The sequence below is a fragment of the Streptomyces sp. NBC_00299 genome (assembly GCF_036173045.1).
GTDB lineage: Bacteria > Actinomycetota > Actinomycetes > Streptomycetales > Streptomycetaceae > Streptomyces > Streptomyces machairae.
This window is the reverse complement of the sequence record NZ_CP108040.1, coordinates 60516-77560: the sequence shown is the minus strand read 5'-3', so window position 1 is coordinate 77560 and position 17045 is coordinate 60516. Positions and strand designations below refer to the sequence as shown.

The window sequence follows — 17045 nt, the reverse complement described above, 5'->3', positions numbered from 1 at the left end:
ACAGCACGGCGAATCCTGTCGTGCCTGCCGCGTATCCAACGCCGCGAAGCGCACTGTCAAAAACGACACGGACGCGGCGGGCGAGACCTGCGCTCAGCCGCCGTGACCACTCGGGGTGAGATGCAGGGCCTTCGCTTTTAGACTCCGGCATAGGAGCCTCCATCCTTTTGAGCAGGAAACGCTTCCGAAGCGGAGTCGTTCGGCCTTGCCGGCAAGCATCTGGCCGAACGACTCTTCTTCCGTCAGTCAGGTCACCTCCGCGGCCGACCTGGTTCTGTCGCGCACGCGGGCACAGCGCCACGCCACGGTGTACTCGGTGACGCCTTAGCCGAGCCCGGCAGGGCCCATTCTGCCGAGTTTTCTGGTGAATCCCCAGGTCAGGGGGCAACTGCCGAGTCGAAGACACTGCGGAGGCCAGGCTGAACGAACGCTGACCAGTCGCGATTCCCTGTCCCTCTCCGGAACGCCTGTACCCCTGTTCGGGACGATCGGGGGTACAGCAGGGACGCCGTCGGTGCTCGGAAGGAGTGGCCAACTGTCCCGCTCAGTGGCCAAGTGAAGCGCTCAGTCACAGGCGTGCACGTCTTCACCAGCCGCGCCGACAGTCCCAGCGCCGCCATTCGGATCGCGCAGGAGGGCTATGTCCCGGCACGAGCCGCATGCGAGGCCGGACTCGAGATCCCCCACGATCGGCCGGACGGCGCGTGCGGCTACCGGCCCGGCTGAGAGCTCGACTGGCCCGCCGCGACCGGCGGCCGCTGGAACAACCCGTACAGCTGGGGCCGCGCCGTCGACGACGGTGACTTCGAGCTGTAGGTACGCCCCGGGACAGCCGCTCTGCTTGGCGGCTTGGACGGCTGTCCCGGGCCACCCAACCCGTACAAGACGAGAAGGAGATCCCCAGTATGGACTCCGTCCTGCGCTTACACGCCCGGATCGGGCAGCGCACCCTCCTGATCACTACCGCCGCCGTGCCGCTGGCTGGCTGGACCGTGCACGCCGTCGCTCTGCACCGGCGGCTCGCCGCCGCGAAGAAGGACCCGCTCACCGGGCTGTTGAGGCGCGACGCGTACACCGCCCGGGCACAGCAGGTCCTGGCCCGCCACGGCGACAACACGGCAGTGGTCCTGGTCGACGCCGACCACTTCAAGGACATCAACGACACGCTCGGGCATCCGGCTGGCGACGCGGTCCTCGCCGCGTTCGGCACCCGGCTCACCGCCTGGGCAGGCCGCAGAGCGTCTGTCGGCCGCCTGGGCGGTGACGAGTTCGCCGTCGTGTTGCCGATGTCCCGCGATCGCCGCGAGGTCCGACTCGCGACGCTGGTGCGGATGCTGCACAAGCCGGTCGCCCTGGTCGACGGCCGGCGCGTCGACGTCGCGGCCTCGGTCGGCGCCGCTACCCCGGACGTCGACACCCGTGACCTGTCCGCGTTGCAGCGCGCCGCCGACGCCGCCCTCTACGACGGCAAGCACTCCGGCCGCGCCGTCCTCGCCACCAAGGAGCACACCAAGGTGCCGTCCATCAACGGGCGGCGCGCCGGCCGACCGGGCACGGCGACGTGGGGGCGAGCCGCATGAGCATCGCCGCCCTGCCCGAGGGCGACTGGATCCGCGGCATCACGATCCGCCAGCCCTGGGCGACCTGCATCCTCGTCGGGAAGAGCCCGGAGAACCGACCCGTCAACTGGCCGTGGCGAGGCTGGGCCCTGATCCACGCCGGAAAGAAGAAGCCGGAGCCCGCCGTGCTGCGTGACCCGCTGGGCGCCACCGCGATCCGCGGCCGCGAACTGCACCTCGGTGCGGTCATCGGCGTCGCCCGCCTCACCGACTGCCACCTGGACCAGGGGCCCGAGCAGTGCACCAGCCCCTGGGCACAGCGCGACGCGCACCACCTAGTCCTCGCCGACGTCCAGGAGCTCGCCCTGCCGGTGCCCGCTACGGGCGCGCTGCCGGCCTGGAAGCCGCGCCTGGACCTGGTGGAGCAGGTGTTCCAGCAGCTGACCGACTTCCGGCCGTGACAGGCCGCCGCAACAAGAAGCCGCTGTTCGAGCCGGGCCTGGTCCCGGCTCCCGGCGCTCTCCTCGACTGGCGCGACAACCAGCACTTCGACCGCTGGCAGGACCGCCCCTGCGTGCTGTGCGACAAGCCCACGCCCATGCGCTCCCACTACGGCGAGCCCGTGCACAAGACGTGCGCTGAGGACTGGATCACCGCGAACCCCGTTGAGGCCCGCCTCGGCAGGTTCGCCTCCGACATCCAGCCCAAACGCCGGCACGACGACGACCACGCCTGAACCCCTCCACCTGGAGGCTCCCTTGAGCAGCACCCAACGCGACGTCGACCACGCCCTCGCCTACCCCGAGCCGCCCGCCTCCCCGCTCTGGCACCGCCACGGCGCGAAAGTCCGGCCGCTCACCGACGCCCAGAGGCGACGCAACCGCGAGCTCCTGGACATCGCCCAGCGCACCACCCGACCCCGCTCCCCTCGCCCCACCAAGCCCCGGACGGAGGCCAGCTGATGGACACCAAGCACTGCGCCGTCGACGGTTGGGTCGACGCGATACCCGTTCCCGGGCCGCGCGGCACCGCCACCTTCGACCTGGTCGTCCGGCCCGCCGACATCGACACCGTCGAGGAGGACGCCCCCGACACGGTCATCTCATGCACCAGCGGAGACCCGCGGATCACCCATGAGCTGCTGACCGGCGTACAGCCCAGCGACCTGCTGCGCGTCACCGGCACCCTGGTCCAGCCCCAGAAGCCCGGCGAGCCCGCCCGGCTCACCGTCGACGCCCTGGAGGTCCTGGACACCGCGATCGTCCCGGTCCTGCGGGACATGGTGATGGACCGCTACGGCGACTACTGCGTCATCTTCAACGCCGACACCGACGCCGTGCCCGTCTTCACCGCACTCGGGCAGTGGGTCGGCCTGGCGGACAACCCTGACGCCATCGCCATCCTCATCGACATCCACGAACGCGTGACCGGCGGCGACGCCTGATGACCACCGCCACCACACCCTCCCGGACCGTCCTGGAGCGATTTCCCGCCGGAAACCCCCGCGGCTCCTGGCCAGCCGAAGAGTTCGCCGCAACCCAACGCGCCCAAGGCACCAACGCTCAGGTCGTCATGGACCTGCGCACCGACCAGTTCCTCGTGGTCACCGACACCCCCACCGAGTAGCACCACCCCCCTGGAGCGCCGCGCCCGCCCCCATGCGGGCGCGGCGCTCCGGCGTCTCGACAAGGAGCACCCTGTTCATGACCGCTGACACCATCCATCTCACGCGCCTGCGCACGCGGAGGCTGGCCACCTCGTTCAGCAACGCCGACATCTGGACCCGCAGCAGCGCCTTCCTCACCGACCAGGCCATGGCCGGGCTCGCCCGCCGCGACCTCGCCGCTGCCGAAGCCCTCGCCAAGTCGCTGCTGGCCCCGGAGTTCCTCCACGACACCCAAGTCCTGGGCGCGGCCGTGGAAGCCGGGATCGACACCAGCACCTGGGAGGAACGCCGCGAGAAGATCCGCGCCTACGCCCGCGAGGCCCACGAGCTGTCCTGCAAGTCCGACCCGGCAACCGAGGCCAGGCGGATCTGGGCGTCGCTCTACGAGCACCACCCGCAGATCGCGGCTGCCCTGGCCGGCTTCCTCCGGGAAATGCCGGATACCTGGCGCGAGGACCTGTTCACCATCAGCCCCCACTCCCCCGCCGCCATCACGCAGACGAGGGAGCTCCCCGCGCCGGAGACCGCGCCATACGACCCGCTGGACTGGGAGGACTGCCCGGCCTGCGCCGAAGCCCAGGACCAATGCCGCTACCACCGCGGCGTCTTCGCCGGCATGGAGTACCAGCGCGACCTGATCACGACAGCCCTGACCGACCACACGGCTCGACCAGATCCAGCAGCGCTACGCCGACCTCGAGGCGAGCGCCGCCCGGGCGGCGACCACCGACGCGAGCGCCTCCACCACCTCCTGACGCCCGGGGCGGTCGTCGACCTCCAGATCCGGCCGCCCCAACGCCCCACCCACGCTCACCTCCGCCATGCGGCACCCTGTCGCCCCGGCAATCGCGGCCGGCCTCCCGAACCGGACCAGAGCGCCCGCCGCCCGGGCACCCTGACACGCACGACGGAGCATGACGAAGGCCCGTACCCCCGCGAACGCGCAGGGGATGCGGGCCTCTTGTGTTTAAGGGGCGCCGTGATCGGGACGTGAGGCCAGAAGTCCCTGACCTCAGCGAAAGGCGGATAGTGTCTGGCCTGGCGAGAGCCATGACGCCCGCCTTGCCAGAGCCCGATAAACGACACAGTCAAGGCTCGGCCCCGCGATCGCTGCAGGAACCGGGCTTGCCTGCGTTTGTGGGGCAGGCCCACCTCTCAAGGCGCGACGGATTATCACGCCGTGATAGCTGTCGCGTCTCAACGGAGCTTGACCAGTCTCACCGAAGCGTGATCGCCGCGCGCTGGTGGGCTCCTCTCACGAACAATGAAGTCAGGCGAAGAGGACCCACCCCTACGGGCCCTCGGGGCTGGTGTCCCCGGCTCGCGCGGCGGCGGCCGGCTCCAGCAGGCACCAGCCGTCGACCTCCACCGCCCGCCGCTCCCCTGGCCGCCACCCACCGGCCAAGGCCACGTCGAGCAAAGCTCGGACGGCGCCCGGCTCGTGCAGGTTCAGGTCTGCACCTCGGATGAAGCCCACGTCCCCGGAGCCGAAGGGCGCGCCGCCCGGGACGTACCGGCCGGGAGCGGCGGCAAAGACAATCCGCAGCGGGCCGCCGGTGCCGGCCGGTTGCGGGGACAAGGTCAGTATTTGGCGGCAGTCTACGGACTGGCCGTCGGGACCCCTTCGGTGGCTATGGCGCATCGTCCACATGTACTCGCGCCCGTCGGCGACCAGCCGTCGGGGCTTCTTCGAATGGCGAGGCACGCACCGAGGGTACGCGGCCTGATCTACGAGACGCCCCTAGCAGTGATCAAGCTTCGATGAGACGAACAGGGTGTTCGCCGAACTTCGGTGAGATCGGTCAAAGTCCGATGAGACAGGACAATAGCTAGCCAACAGGTTCTGCCCAGGCGTGTTGTCCGTTGACATCGAACCCAGTCGTTTTGCCATCGAACTGAGTCGTGCCGCATCCGGCGTGCCCAGAACCACGAAACGAACGAGGGCCGACGGCAAGCCGTCGGTCCTCTGGTCAGCTATCCCACAGCACAGCACGCCCTACGGCTCATCAGCCGCCGAGAGTCCCCATGCACGTCATGCACCGGCTCGTCGCCCGCAGCTGCGCGTTCCCCTCAGTGGCGATGGCTGGGCTGCTTTCGCTGATACGGCCCCAATCTCCGGGGGACGGATCGAGAATCCAACCCCACTTCGGAGGCCGCACCTCGTCTTCTGTCATGTGATCGCAGGCGCCTGGAACGTGCGCCTTACCATTCTGTTTGATCAAGATGGCGTTGCCGGGGAACCGCCGCCACTCCTGTCGAACACACCTTTCCTCCGGGTGCGCCTTGGGCACGCTGCCATCAGGAGGGCAGGCGCACCCCATGCCGATGAAGTTGTCGCATCGCTCGCAGCGCACCTCTTTCATGTGACCAAGTGTCCCATCTGAGAGCGCGCAGCTCACGCGTAACGGCATGGCGGCGGTGTCCATTGCGGCGCCACCGAGAGATCACCGCGATTCGACTGGGTTGGATGGCAAAGCGGCTGGCTTCGTTGACAACAGACACGCGTACTGTCCCGTCTCCGAGGAACTGGTCGCCGTCTCAGGTGATCTGGTCGCAATCCGACTCGGGACCGGTCCCCAACCGGGCATGTACCGTCCTGGTCATGTGGTTCCTAGGACGCAAGCGCCGCCGCCCGCCGGACCCGTGCGTGTTCTGCTCGAGCAAGCTGAAGCCGAAGGATGAGGTCGCGGCGGTGAAGGAGGACTCCATGCGCAAGATCTACGGCCGCGTGCCCTCCGAACCGCCGGCCTACATCGACCTGGACGGCGACCGGCGCTGGTTCGCTCACCTGACCTGCATGCACTCCGCAACGCTCAAGGCGGTAGGCGAACTCGACGTCACCTGCGTCGTCTGCGGCCAAGAGGTCGACGCCGAGGAGCGCAAATCCGGCAGCGACGATGAGGTCCGAAAGCTGTTCGGGGTGGAGGGGACCAAGCCCGGAGAGAAACCGGACTTCGCGGATGTATTCCTGACATCCGTCGAGGCCGCGCTCCGCGCCTGGCAGTGCCAACGGTGCGCACGCTGGCAGTGCAACGGCTGCGTCTGCGCCGCACTGGCCAACGGCGGCTCACAGATCTCAGAGCACGCCGACTGCGGCGGCCGGTTTGCCCCGCCGGCCTGAGATCAGCTCAGCTGGACTGCCGAGCCTTCGCCACCTTGCCCCCGGTGGATGGGTCCACCCACTCAGACAGCAGGCCGACAACGAAGCCGTAACCGCGCTCCACCAGTACCTCGGCGAGGTCTTCGACGCGCTTGAACAGCCCTTGGACTCGGCGAATCTTCAGGAACTACCAGTCGTGGCTGACGACTCAGGCGTGGTATCAGTTCGAAAACAAGGGAGCCGGGCCAGATCAACTGAGACAACATCCAGTATTCACTCGCCTGGGACCACTTCACCTGAGATTCCCGGCACTCCACGTCTCAGCTGAACTGGTCGCCGCAGGCCAGGGGCTCGTCGCGGAACCAGATCATTTGGGACGGGACATGTACGCGCCTGGGCAACTATCACGGCGTGATAATCAGGCACCGCCGTGAGGGTGAAACCGTGTCAGGGACGGCGTACCGGCCACGCACCTGGCTGGGCACGCGCTCAGCGCCCCGCCCTCGTCGTGGACGACGAGCGGATCTGTCCGCCGGCAGTGGGTGGACAGGTGACCCTGTTCCCTGCGCCGTACCGGTTGCTGGAGCTCCACGCCGTCGCGATTCGCAGCCGATTCCAAGACGATCTGATCCGACTCAAACCGCTGATCGGTCAAGTGCAGGCCGAGCATCGCCTGGGGCGTGCCTGGCGCGTCAATGTCATGAACATGTTGGCCCTTGCGCTGGCGGCGCGCGACGCGGCCGGCCAGGACGTGGTTGACGCCGCGATCCTTGACGCCCTGCCTCACCGGCCCGTCGGAGTCACCCGTGTCCTGAACAAGGCTGGCTGGCTCGCCCCTGACCTAGACTAGGACAGCACGACGGGAGACAACCCTCCACCCGGCCGCCGACCCGCACCCGAACTCACCGACGCGGGCGCGCGCTGGTTCAAGTCGTCGCACTCCGACGGCGCCGGGAACAACTGCGTCGAGGCCGCCGACGCCACCGGGACGACGTATGCCGGCGTCGCGATCCGCGACAGCAAGGCGCCCGAGGGGTTTGCGCTGCTCTTCACGCCGGGCTCGTTCTCGGCGTTCATACAGGACGTTCGGCACGGGCGGCGCGAACGGTAGCGACGCGCTCTGCGCCGATCCGCCTGGAGAACGTGCCGGGCGGGCACGGCAGCGGTGCTTCGGCAACTGGCGGAGTGGGCCAGTGGGGCTGACCTGACCGGGGTGAGCCGGGCTGTGGAACGGCTGCTCGACGACGAGGTGCAGGTGTGGCTGTGATGTCTAGGGCGTACGGACGACGTCCTGGACGAGACGACAGGTCAACTGCGGTCGCCGCGTACGGACGGGGAGCTGGTGTGGGCTGGCCACGGTGCCGTCGTACCGCTCGGAGAGCCAGCGGTCGTGAACCTCTCGACGCAGTGACGGCCCCCGTGACGCCGAGCACCGTACAAGGCACTGTTGCCGGTCGACACGCCTCCGTCACGGCCCGGAGATCTGCTGATCGTGGTGCATTCCGTGCGCGACGATCAGCTCGCCGGTCGGTGGGTCCGCGTCTCTGATGCTGCCGTCGGCTCGTTCGCCGTCGTGCGTGCGATCGGGCTCCAGCCCGCCGCCCGCTGGTCCTCAGGCAGGCAAATCAATCGACGCTGCATCCGCGACGGACATTTGACACACGCTTCAGAAACCAGCCACAACTATATGGATTTTGTCTTAATTTGAAGAGAAATTGTGCTCATTTGATGGCTACTCTCCACAAGTCTTGATCAAGTCCCGCACAGCGGGCGGATACTACGGGGGTGGAGAGTGCCTGGGCGTAACCCAGAACTCATAGGTAGAACAATCACGGCTTTCGCGCTCGCGGCCTCGCTGTCGGCGGTCGCTGGCAGCGCGAACGCGGCTTCGTCGGCGGCAGACGTCTGTGAGCTCCCGGCGGGGGAGCTGGCTGTCTCCGATCTGCCCGCCGGCTCGTCCGTGATCACATGTAACGCGGTCGGGCGCATGGTCACCTACGACGGCACTGGCGTGACGGTGCCTGAACCGGGTACGGCAGTGAGCGTCGACGCGCTGACCACGGACGGCGAGACACACGGATTCACGCTGGAGGTCGCTTCCGACGGCACGGTTTCCTACGACCTCACCGACACCATTGCGGACACGTCCACCGCTGGCCACGACATTCCCGACCCCTTGGCAAACGCCGCCGACCCGGGGGCTGGCTTGCCAGAGGGCGCGGACGACCCCGTCGCGGACGCGTCCGACTCCAGCGCGGAGGGTGCCGAGGTGGCGGACGTGGACGACCTCAGAGCTGCCGGTGCGTGCAGCGACGGTTCATACACGACGGCCGACCGCAAGGAGTACGGCACCTACAACTGGTACATCGGCGACGGCGGTATGCCCGGCGCGTTGTCCCGGACCGACGCCAAGTGGGCGTTTTACGACGCCATCGACAACATCACGGAGAGCTACAACAACTGCGGATACGGCGACTCAGTCGGCGCGAAGATGAACTTCCTGTCCGAGACCAGTCGCGAGGCGGGCATCAACAGCAGCTCCAGTTGCACTGACAACGACGGGCTGAGTGTGTGGGACGCCGGAGACCTCAAGAACAACGTCGTCGCCACGACCTGCTCGTGGACCTGGCCCACACCCGGCGTCAAGAACGACCTGCGTGAGGCCGACGTCCGCTTCAACACCCACGACCACGACTTCACGAACAAGCCGACCAGCAGTTGCTCGAACAAATACGACATCCGCTCCGTCGGTACTCATGAGGCCGGACACGTCTTCGGACTGGGCCACGTCGGTTCAGGACACGAAAACCTCACCATGTACACGAACTCGTTCAAGTGCAAGACGATCGCCAGGACGCTCGGTAAGGGAGACGTCCTCGGGCTTCGCAGCATCTACTGAGGAGGACGTCGATGAGCCGGGCAGGGCGATTCGTAGGCTTGCCGCTGGCAGCGGCAATTGTGGTGTCAGCAGCCGCGTGCACGGAGGGCAGTAGCAGCAGCGACGAGGGCGCGGCGTCCTGTGTCTACCAGGTTGAGTATCAGGGCCGCACGTACCAGGACGTTGCGAACGTGGAGTTCACCGCCGGAGCCAAGCTCGGCACTGCCACCCAGCCGCCTTGTGATGACACCGGCGGCCAGGACGAAACCGAGGAGTCAAGGACGACAGAGACCGCCTATGAGGTGGACGGCATCTCGCCACAGGTGGCCATCGCGGTCGGGGATACCCCGGACGACGCCAAGTTCGTTGCTGTCTACTCCGGCACGGAGCTTCCACCCGAGGTGAAGAAGCTGATCGACGGATCATGAGGCTGAGTGCGGGATGCTGCTTCCCGGGGGTAGCGGCGTCCCGCACTGGTCCCACAGGGCGTTCAGGCTCCGCCGGTGACGACACGGCTGGGCGCCGAGCTCGACACCGCGATCGGCAGAGACCTCGAGGACTTCGACGGCCCGGACCGACTCGCGGGTTTCGCCGGCCTGGCTCCCGCACCGCATGACTCCGGGAAGCGGAATGGCGACCTACACCGCCCTCGCCACTACCATCGCGGCCTCCGGCGGACGTTCTACATGTCCGCTCTGACGAGCGTCCGCTACGACCCCAACTCCCGGACTTTCTACGATCGCAAGCGAGCCGAGGGCAAACGCCATACCCAGGCCGTGATAGCCCTCGCCCGCCGCAGAGTCAACGTCCTTTGAGCCCTGTTCCGCGACCGGCGGCTCTACGAGGACGCCTCACCACAGCCCGCCGGTTAGGTGCTGCATCGAAAATCGAGGCGACGAGCCTTGCCCGCCCGGCAGACTGCGGGCATGTCCACCGACGTCAGCGGAATGATCGAGTGCAGGCCCTTGGCCCGGATCTTCGGAGAGGACGACGAGGACGCGGTATGGCACGCCGCCATTGACCTCTTCCTCCTCAATACCGGCAACGCCTACGACGCCTTTGCCTGCCTCTTCGGCGTCCGCAACTCCTTCGGGTTCCGACCGCTGTCCGAGGACCGCGGCCTGCCGGAGGACGCTTCCGAGGGACTGCGAGAGGCGTTCAACGCCTGGGGTGGGCCACAAGACGCACACGGAACGACTTGGATCAGCTGGGCCGAGTTGGCAGCCGCCGACTGGGACGAGACCGATCGGTCCGGCACACGCAGCCGAAGCACCGTGCCATCGTCGTGCCGCCGCGCCGGAGGAGCCCAGCCAGAGTGTGTGGCTCTGCTCTGCATGCCAGTGCTCACGACTGATTCGGAGGCGGAACATCGGCCTGCGTGCTGTCGCCCGGGCGCTGCAGGAGATGGTCCTCGACAGGAACGGCGACTGCGTCGTCGGCGTCGACGCCGAGAGGGTGCCCATGTTCATCGCCCATGGAAGGTGGGCCGCCGAAGCTGCGAGCCCCGACTCCATGGGACGCTTATCGATATCCACGAGCGCGTGAACGGCGGTGACGCGTGACGGCCACGACCAGCACATGGTCCCGTCCCGTCCCGCAGCGTCCTCGAGCGGTTCCCCGCCGAAAGCCCACGTGCCTCCTGGCCAGCGGAACAGTACGCCGCCCAGCGTGCCCAAAGAACCGACGCCCAGGTCGTGATGGATTGCCCAGCGACCAGTTCCTCGTGGTCCTCACATCACCGCCGAGTAGCTCGCCCACTCCGAGCCTGGCGCTGCGCTCCCGTCTGCGACAAGGAACAGTCCTCATGGCACGCATCGCCGTCAGCGTGGAACCCAGGCCGACAGCCGCTGCAAGCACGCGGTGAAATCCTCCGGCCAACCCTGCGACCCACAATCCGACTGCACCGTGACCGAGTACACCCGTCTGGTCCGAGCACGGCGACGTCGGCGACCCGCACCACGTCAAAGTCCTCGCCGAGCCTGCGTCCACCGATCACCGACAGGAACACCGCGCTTCCCTCGCCCAGGGCTGACCAACTTCACGATGCCAGGGCCACACTGGGTGCCGCCGCATGCCTGTGGGACGGCCGTCGACACCGGCTCCGGCCGGCCCACAGCCCCAACCACACGGAATAGACCAGACCGAGGGCGGCCCAGCCCCTCGTGCGGGTGGTTGGTCGGTGCGGCAGCTCAGTTAGTAGTGACCTGGAGGTGTGGCATGGGAACATGACCCGCAATCGAGACACCGGGCGGCTGCGCCGTCTGCTCCAGCGTCACGACTTGCGCCGTCGCCGACGGCTTCGCGGTCGACCGGCCGGCGCAGGCGCCGATGGCAGACAACCGGGACCACTGATCACCCTGATGATTGTGAGCCTGCCCGGTCTTGCAGCACTGGCCGCGCTGCTTTTTACCTGGATGCAGGTCAGCCAGACCCGTCAGGAACTGCAGATCGTCCAACAAGGACAGATCACTAGCAGGTACAACGCCGCAATCAACAATCTTGGGTCCAGCTCAGTCGACGTGCGCCTGGGCGGCATCTACGCGCTGGAGCGACTGATGCGCGATTCGTCGCGCGATCAGCCCACCGTCGTCTCAGTGCTCGCCGCCTACGTGCGCCAGCACGCTCCCGCACACGCTGACGTCGCGGTCGTCGAGACGCGGAGGCCACCCGCCGACATCGAAGCCGTCATGAACGTACTGGCCGAACGCAGTATGGAGCGAGACCGGGATCTGGTGCTCGACTTGAGCAAAACCGAGCTGAGTGGATGGAAGCCCGCGCGCCCCTTCACCGACACCGGGACCCAGCTCGAATTGGCAGACCTTAGCGGATCGAACCTCATCAAGACCGACCTCAGCGTGGCCAACCTACGGAACGCATACCTGGACGAAGCGGATTTCCGCGATGCCAACCTTACCGGTGCGGATCTTCGCGACGCGTCCCTGTTCGAGGCCAATCTCCGTGACGCATCCCTGTCCGGCGCGAACGCCAGCGGTGCCTTCTTTTGTTACGACCGGAGTGCGGGAGCGTCAACCCCGTGTCCGGACATGACGGCAACAGACTTTAGCGGCGCGGATCTGAAGCGCGCCGCCCTAGCTGGCGCGAACCTCACCAAGGCCCAGCTTTGCAGCACGTCCCTAGTAGTTATCCTCGACGAGGAGACCGGTGAAGAGTTGGAAACGACAGAGCGTGCATGCGCCACGCTGGCTCACGCGGATCTCTCAGGAGCGAACCTCGCCGGCATGCCGCTCGCCCAGATCAATCTTTCCGGCGCCAAGCTCATCAACGCAGACCTGAGCGGCACCAACCTTTCCAAGGCCAACCTCACCGGCGCAGACTTGACTGGAGCGGATCTCTCCAACGCCAACCTCGCTGGCGCACGCCTCGCCGGAGCCAAGCACAAGGGTGCCAAACTCAACGGCACCAAAGGCCTGCCCAAGGGTTACCGCTGAGAGTAACGACGCACTGACCGCGTCGTTGCCGCGGCACACTTGTGCCTGGGGGTCGAAGCTGCTGAGGACCGGGCGGGCCCGCAGTTGGGACCGCATGGAGGCCATCACCCCGCAGAGCGCCGTCCGTTATGCGCCGTGTCGGCAAAAGGAGCGCCTGCCGTCTCCTGGACGGTCAGTGTTGCCACGAGCAATGGCCATGTTGGGCACGGAGGGGGTTGGCCTACCTTCCGGCGGAGGAAGCCAACGCCGCGGCCGATGCACCAGCAGCCGCGGGGGATCAAGGCTGTCCTCACTCCTTGGCGAACAGGCCTGGCGTGACTCCGGGCTGGGGGTTCCCGGTGACGTCGAACAGCTCAGGAGCCGGATCACCACGCTGGAACAACAGGTGATCCGGACCTGGCCGGTCAGTTCGAGTGACGAGCAGGACACCACCATGGGCGTCATCGTCTCCGAGGACCCCGCCGAGGTCCTCGCAGCCTGCCAGGCCCGCGACGCTGCCTGGCATCACGCGGTGGCTGCCGCCGAGTTCGCCGAGCGGGTACGTTCCACCATGTGAGCAGCGACTACCAGTCCGGGCGCGTCGCCCTCGGTGCGCGCATGCGCGAGCTGCGCACCGAGGCCGGCCTGAACGGCAAGGACTTCGCCGAGCGCCTCGGCTGGCAACGCTCGATGGTCAGCCGCCTGGAGAACGGAAAGCAGACCCCGAGCCGCGACGATCTCGCCGCATGGGCCGAGGCCGCCGGCCGGGCCGACGTCATAGCCGAACTGGCCGGGCGGCTCGCCGGCCTTGAGACCCGATACCGGTCGCTGCGCAAGGAGTACTCCAACGGCCACCGCGCCCGCCAGGAGCAAGGCCTGGTCGAGACGGAGCAGACGAAGCTGCTGCGCGCCGTCGAAGTGATCCGCATCCCCGGGCTCTTCCAGACACCCGAGTACGCGCGGGCCGTGTTCACCGCGAACGCCGCCTTCCGCGACGTCCCGGCCGCGGACATCGAGGACGCCGTGCGCGCCCGCATGCGCCGCCAGCAGGCCCTGTACGAGCTGAGCGCACCTTCCGCGTCCTGCTGTGGGAAGGCGCCCTGTACGCGCTCAACGCGCCACGGCCTGTCATGGCCGCGCAGCTGGACCGGCTCCGCTCCATGGTCGGCATGGACACGGTGCAACTCGGCATCATCCCCTTCGCCGCCGAGCTGCGCCGCAGCCCCTCACACGGGTTCTGGATCTACGACCGCCGACTTGTGATCGTCGAGACGCTCAGCACCGAGATGTGGCTGGACGACGACGAGTCCATCACCCTGTACGAACGGGCATGGTACTGGCTCGCTGAATCGGCCGTCTACGACGCCACCGCGCACCGGCTCATCGGCCGCGCGAGCGCCGCTCTCAACCTGTCGTAAGCAACCGGCAGCAACACCGGCATCCGTGCGCGCAATCCGGCGCAATCGCCGCACAGGCGCGCAACCGCCCTGCATACGGTCCTGGCCATGGCCCTACCAAAGTCCGCCCAGCGGTACGAGGCCGGGGATGCGTGGCTCGCCAACTCCTGCGCACACCCGAACCTCGTGCGAGACGTGTGGGAGTCAGACGCACTCGCCCCTATCCCCTCCGGCGAGGAATGGCTCGTCGCCGGGGCACGGATCACCACCGGCTACCCGAAGCTGGTCCGCATCCGCGCAGAGCAGCGGGGGCCGGTCCTTGCTGACCCGGTGATGGACGCACTGTGGTGGCTGGTCCCCCTCGACGCAGCCGAGGAACTGGCCGACGTACGGCAGCTGGCGGTGCAGCCGGCGGGCTGGTGCCTGAACTGCCCGCCGACCGGGTGGCAGATCGACGGCCGTATGTGGATCACGCGGCCCGATGGATCCGGACTGCTGACTGATCCCGCTGTACTTGCCGCCGCGTTCGGCCCGGGCGGCTACCGATACGCCAGGGAGGCTTCACGATGACGATCACTGCGCCCCCCACGGAGCCAGAAGAGGTGGACACACCGACGCTTGCCCAGCTGCTCGTTGCGTCGGCCAAGTCCCCCCGGGGCCGCGCGGCATCGCAGGCCCTGGCGGAGGAGGGGACGATCCTCGCCCTGGACAGCGTGCGCCGTCTGCTTGTTGTGGACGGCGAGGACGGCTCGGTGTGTCGCTGGGAAGGGCTGCTGGGCCGCCTGTACGGGCTCGGCCTGGACGACGTACAGCGGGCGTTCCTAGGCCTTGTGCTGGGCATGGTGGGCATCGGCCTGCACACGCTGTCCGCGGTGGAAGTACTCGACGAGCGCCGCCTTCTCATCCTGATGAGGGCTATGCCGGTCCTCGCGGGCAATGACCGGGTTGCGGTCGGCACTCGCATGTAGCCCCCGCTGCCCGCCGCGCCGGCAGCGGGACGATCGAGGCCGCCCCTCTCAGGGCGGAGCGCACTACTACCGAGTCCACGGTCGGGCGCCGCGCCTGGCGTGGCGGCGGCTTGAGGCGTGCAAGGACCCGGTGACACTCAGGGTGCGCTCCGGCTCGGCTCTGACCTGGGGTTCCTCCCTTCCACGTCAGCCCATGGTGCCGCCGCGACCTGATTCCCCGTACTCAGAAATCCGTGCCGTCCGACATCAGGAAGTTGACCGTGCAGCCCCTAACCCCACTCGATTCACAGACTGTGAAACGCTTCCGCCCGGGCATACTCACTTTCATGGCCCGTCCCTCCCAGAAGCAGGCTGCCCCCACGAAGCCGCTGCTCAAGCAGCCCGTACGGATCGGCAACTTTGATACCGCCGCAGTCATCGGTGAGTTGCGCCAGCTGCACGAAGATGCCGACGACGAGAACATCGGCCAGATGCCAGCAGACGAGGAACTGTTCCGCGCCCTGCTCCACCTCGAATCTCACGCAGGTGCCTTGAAGAACCAGCAGGCACAACGCAAGGCTGCGATCGCACGCGTCAGGTTGTGGGAATACCTCCGCGAACAAGCCGACCTGCACCAATCGAAGGCAATCGAGCACGCCCGGGCTGCGGGCGCTGAATGGAGTGACTTGGTGCCGGCTCTAGCGGTCAGAGCTCCCAGCGCGGCCTACAACAAGGCGAAGCGTCTGCAAGCTTCCGTCCTTGCAGCAACGTCCCCAAGTGAACGCCCTGTCCGCCGCACCCCCGAAGCCGTTCGTGAGGCCGAGCGGCAGGCTGCAGCCCGAGCTGCCGCCGAGCGTCGCGCACAGGAAGAATCAGAGCGCCGCCATGCCCTTCTGGCTCCCATCGCGCAGCGCCTGCTTCAGCACCGCGACGGCCTGGACGATCACGATGACGTGACCTTCTGGCTTGACCAGATCGCATTGGTGCTGCCCGATTGCCGGACGCCCACTCAAGTCGTCAGCCTCGACACCTACGTGACCGCGGCCGTCCGCGAACTGCGAAAGATCGAGCGCAACGCCGCGCGGCCAGTGGCTACAACGGACAGTGCTCGCCTCGCCTACGAGGCCGCAATCGAGTTGGTTTCCAGATAGGCGAGAAAGTGATCTCCCCTCTCCTCGAGACGGGCCACGGAGCTGGCCTGTCTCAATCGACCTGAGCCATTGCGAGGATGCAGCCTGCGCTGCCAAACGGGCGTCTCAACCAAACTGAGGCAGCCCTACCAGCATCGCGCTCGTCGCTCGCCCGGCCCTGTGCAGTCCCTTCCTGGGCTACTCACGCCTTGCCCCGGCTTATGGGGCGCCACTGTGAACACAGGGAGCGACTAGTGCTCTGACCGGGAAGGTTTGCCGGGTGTGGGCAGGCGAAACTCCGTACGGACGTCTCTGCCGGCGGATAGCGTCATGTCCAGGATGAAGGGGGATTCGTGATCATGGCAGAGCGTGCGGTTCCGTCTCGCGTGGTGGCCGCGGAGCGTGTCGCCTCCGAGGCGGGTTTCAAGAAGAGCTGCATCCCCGAGGTGGGCAGGTTGCTCAGGCTGGCCGCTGCTGCGAAACCCCACGGAGTCATTGCGGAGAGCGGCACCGGCTCGGGCGTGGGTACCGCCTGGCTGCACAGCGGGCTTGGCGCCGGTGCCCGCCTGGTCACCGTGGAACGGGACGAGGAGCTTGCGCGTCGAGCGGCTGGTGTCTTCGCGGACGACGACCGCGTCAGCGTCCTCACCGGGGACTGGCGGCTGCTTGAGCAGCACGCTCCCTTCGATGTCTTCTTCTGTGACGGCGGAGGCAAGCGCGACGACCCCGAGCAGGTCGTCGAGCTGCTGGCTCCCGGTGGCCTTCTCATCCTGGACGACTTCACCCCATCGCCCCATTGGCCGCCTCGTTTCGGCGACGAAGTGGACGAGCTCCGCCTGTTCTACCTCACTCATCCGGCCCTGGACGCCACTGAAGTACTCACAACGCCCGCCAGCTCAGCGGTTGTTGCGGCACGCCGCCTCTAGCGAGGAAGGCGTGG

General features: G+C 67.5%; 18 protein-coding genes and 5 pseudogenes. 22 read left to right on the top strand and 1 reads right to left on the bottom strand.

The features are described from left to right. The first annotated feature begins 555 nt into the window (after positions 1-555). The 8 genes from OHT51_RS42590 (at position 556) to OHT51_RS42555 (ending at position 4219) form a co-directional block, all read left to right on the top strand. Positions 556-726: a hypothetical protein gene (locus OHT51_RS42590; RefSeq protein WP_328884680.1), complete on the top strand. Its 171-nt coding sequence runs from the start codon at positions 556-558 to the stop codon at positions 724-726. Between the two features lie 179 nt (positions 727-905). Beyond that, positions 906-1580: a GGDEF domain-containing protein gene (locus OHT51_RS42585; protein ID WP_328884679.1), complete on the top strand. Its 675-nt coding sequence runs from the start codon at positions 906-908 to the stop codon at positions 1578-1580. Then, the gene (locus tag OHT51_RS42580; protein WP_328884678.1) at positions 1577-2020 is read left to right on the top strand and encodes a hypothetical protein; all 444 of its coding nucleotides are present in this window, start codon (positions 1577-1579) and stop codon (positions 2018-2020) included. Before OHT51_RS42585 ends, OHT51_RS42580 begins: the two co-directional genes overlap by 4 nt. Continuing rightward, on the top strand, positions 2017-2295 hold the full coding sequence (locus tag OHT51_RS42575; protein ID WP_328884677.1) for a hypothetical protein: 279 nt from the start codon (positions 2017-2019) through the stop codon (positions 2293-2295). The genes OHT51_RS42580 and OHT51_RS42575 overlap by 4 nt, the downstream gene beginning before the upstream one ends. A 22-nt stretch (positions 2296-2317) precedes the next feature. After that, complete coding sequence (locus tag OHT51_RS42570; RefSeq protein WP_328884676.1) at positions 2318-2521, top strand: hypothetical protein; 204 nt, start codon at positions 2318-2320, stop codon at positions 2519-2521. After that, positions 2521-3003, top strand: a complete 483-nt coding sequence (locus OHT51_RS42565) for a hypothetical protein (RefSeq protein WP_328884675.1) — start codon at positions 2521-2523, stop codon at positions 3001-3003. Before OHT51_RS42570 ends, OHT51_RS42565 begins: the two co-directional genes overlap by 1 nt. Beyond that, positions 3003-3185 carry a hypothetical protein gene (locus OHT51_RS42560; RefSeq protein WP_328884674.1) on the top strand — a complete coding sequence of 61 codons (183 nt, stop codon included), beginning with the start codon at positions 3003-3005 and terminating at the stop codon, positions 3183-3185. Before OHT51_RS42565 ends, OHT51_RS42560 begins: the two co-directional genes overlap by 1 nt. Before the next feature lie 77 nt (positions 3186-3262). Then, entirely contained in the window at positions 3263-4219 is a 957-nt protein-coding gene (locus tag OHT51_RS42555) for a hypothetical protein (RefSeq protein ID WP_328884673.1), read from the top strand. Positions 4220-4516: 297 nt separating this feature from the next. On the opposite strand, the gene OHT51_RS42550 is transcribed toward OHT51_RS42555, so the two are convergent. Then, positions 4517-4804, bottom strand: a complete 288-nt coding sequence (locus tag OHT51_RS42550; RefSeq protein WP_443052755.1) for a hypothetical protein — start codon at positions 4802-4804, stop codon at positions 4517-4519. Between the two features lie 1128 nt (positions 4805-5932). On the opposite strand from OHT51_RS42550, the gene OHT51_RS42545 reads away from it, so the two are divergent. From OHT51_RS42545 to OHT51_RS42480, 14 genes and pseudogenes are all read left to right on the top strand, one after another. Continuing rightward, complete coding sequence (locus OHT51_RS42545; protein ID WP_328884672.1) at positions 5933-6346, top strand: hypothetical protein; 414 nt, start codon at positions 5933-5935, stop codon at positions 6344-6346. A 487-nt stretch (positions 6347-6833) separates the two neighbouring features. After that, on the top strand, positions 6834-7175 hold the full coding sequence (locus tag OHT51_RS42540; protein ID WP_328884671.1) for a hypothetical protein: 342 nt from the start codon (positions 6834-6836) through the stop codon (positions 7173-7175). Between the two features lie 78 nt (positions 7176-7253). After that, positions 7254-7436, top strand: a pseudogene (locus OHT51_RS42535) (DUF397 domain-containing protein); the annotation flags it as partial. Positions 7437-7766: 330 nt separating this feature from the next. Then, positions 7767-8033 (top strand): annotated as a pseudogene (locus OHT51_RS42530) (DUF6093 family protein); the annotation flags it as partial. Positions 8034-8117: 84 nt separating this feature from the next. Beyond that, positions 8118-9224, top strand: a complete 1107-nt coding sequence (locus OHT51_RS42525) for a matrixin family metalloprotease (protein ID WP_328884670.1) — start codon at positions 8118-8120, stop codon at positions 9222-9224. Between the two features lie 11 nt (positions 9225-9235). Then, positions 9236-9631 carry a DUF6281 family protein gene (locus OHT51_RS42520; RefSeq protein WP_328884669.1) on the top strand — a complete coding sequence of 132 codons (396 nt, stop codon included), beginning with the start codon at positions 9236-9238 and terminating at the stop codon, positions 9629-9631. A gap of 87 nt (positions 9632-9718) precedes the next feature. Next, positions 9719-10018 (top strand): annotated as a pseudogene (locus tag OHT51_RS42515) (transposase); the annotation flags it as partial. A gap of 1410 nt (positions 10019-11428) precedes the next feature. Then, positions 11429-12652, top strand: coding sequence for a pentapeptide repeat-containing protein (locus OHT51_RS42510; protein WP_328884668.1), 1224 nt, complete (start codon positions 11429-11431; stop codon positions 12650-12652). A 415-nt stretch (positions 12653-13067) separates the two neighbouring features. Continuing rightward, positions 13068-13208 (top strand): annotated as a pseudogene (locus OHT51_RS42505) (DUF6879 family protein); the annotation flags it as partial. Further along, positions 13205-14049 (top strand): annotated as a pseudogene (locus tag OHT51_RS42500) (helix-turn-helix domain-containing protein). The pseudogenes OHT51_RS42505 and OHT51_RS42500, both read left to right, overlap by 4 nt. An 87-nt stretch (positions 14050-14136) precedes the next feature. Further along, the gene (locus OHT51_RS42495; RefSeq protein ID WP_328884667.1) at positions 14137-14598 is read left to right on the top strand and encodes a hypothetical protein; all 462 of its coding nucleotides are present in this window, start codon (positions 14137-14139) and stop codon (positions 14596-14598) included. Beyond that, positions 14595-14996, top strand: coding sequence for a hypothetical protein (locus OHT51_RS42490; RefSeq protein ID WP_328884666.1), 402 nt, complete (start codon positions 14595-14597; stop codon positions 14994-14996). Before OHT51_RS42495 ends, OHT51_RS42490 begins: the two co-directional genes overlap by 4 nt. 326 nt (positions 14997-15322) lie before the next feature. Next, positions 15323-16126: a hypothetical protein gene (locus OHT51_RS42485; protein WP_328884665.1), complete on the top strand. Its 804-nt coding sequence runs from the start codon at positions 15323-15325 to the stop codon at positions 16124-16126. A 332-nt stretch (positions 16127-16458) separates the two neighbouring features. After that, positions 16459-17031, top strand: coding sequence for an O-methyltransferase (locus OHT51_RS42480; RefSeq protein WP_328884664.1), 573 nt, complete (start codon positions 16459-16461; stop codon positions 17029-17031). Positions 17032-17045: the final 14 nt, after the last annotated feature.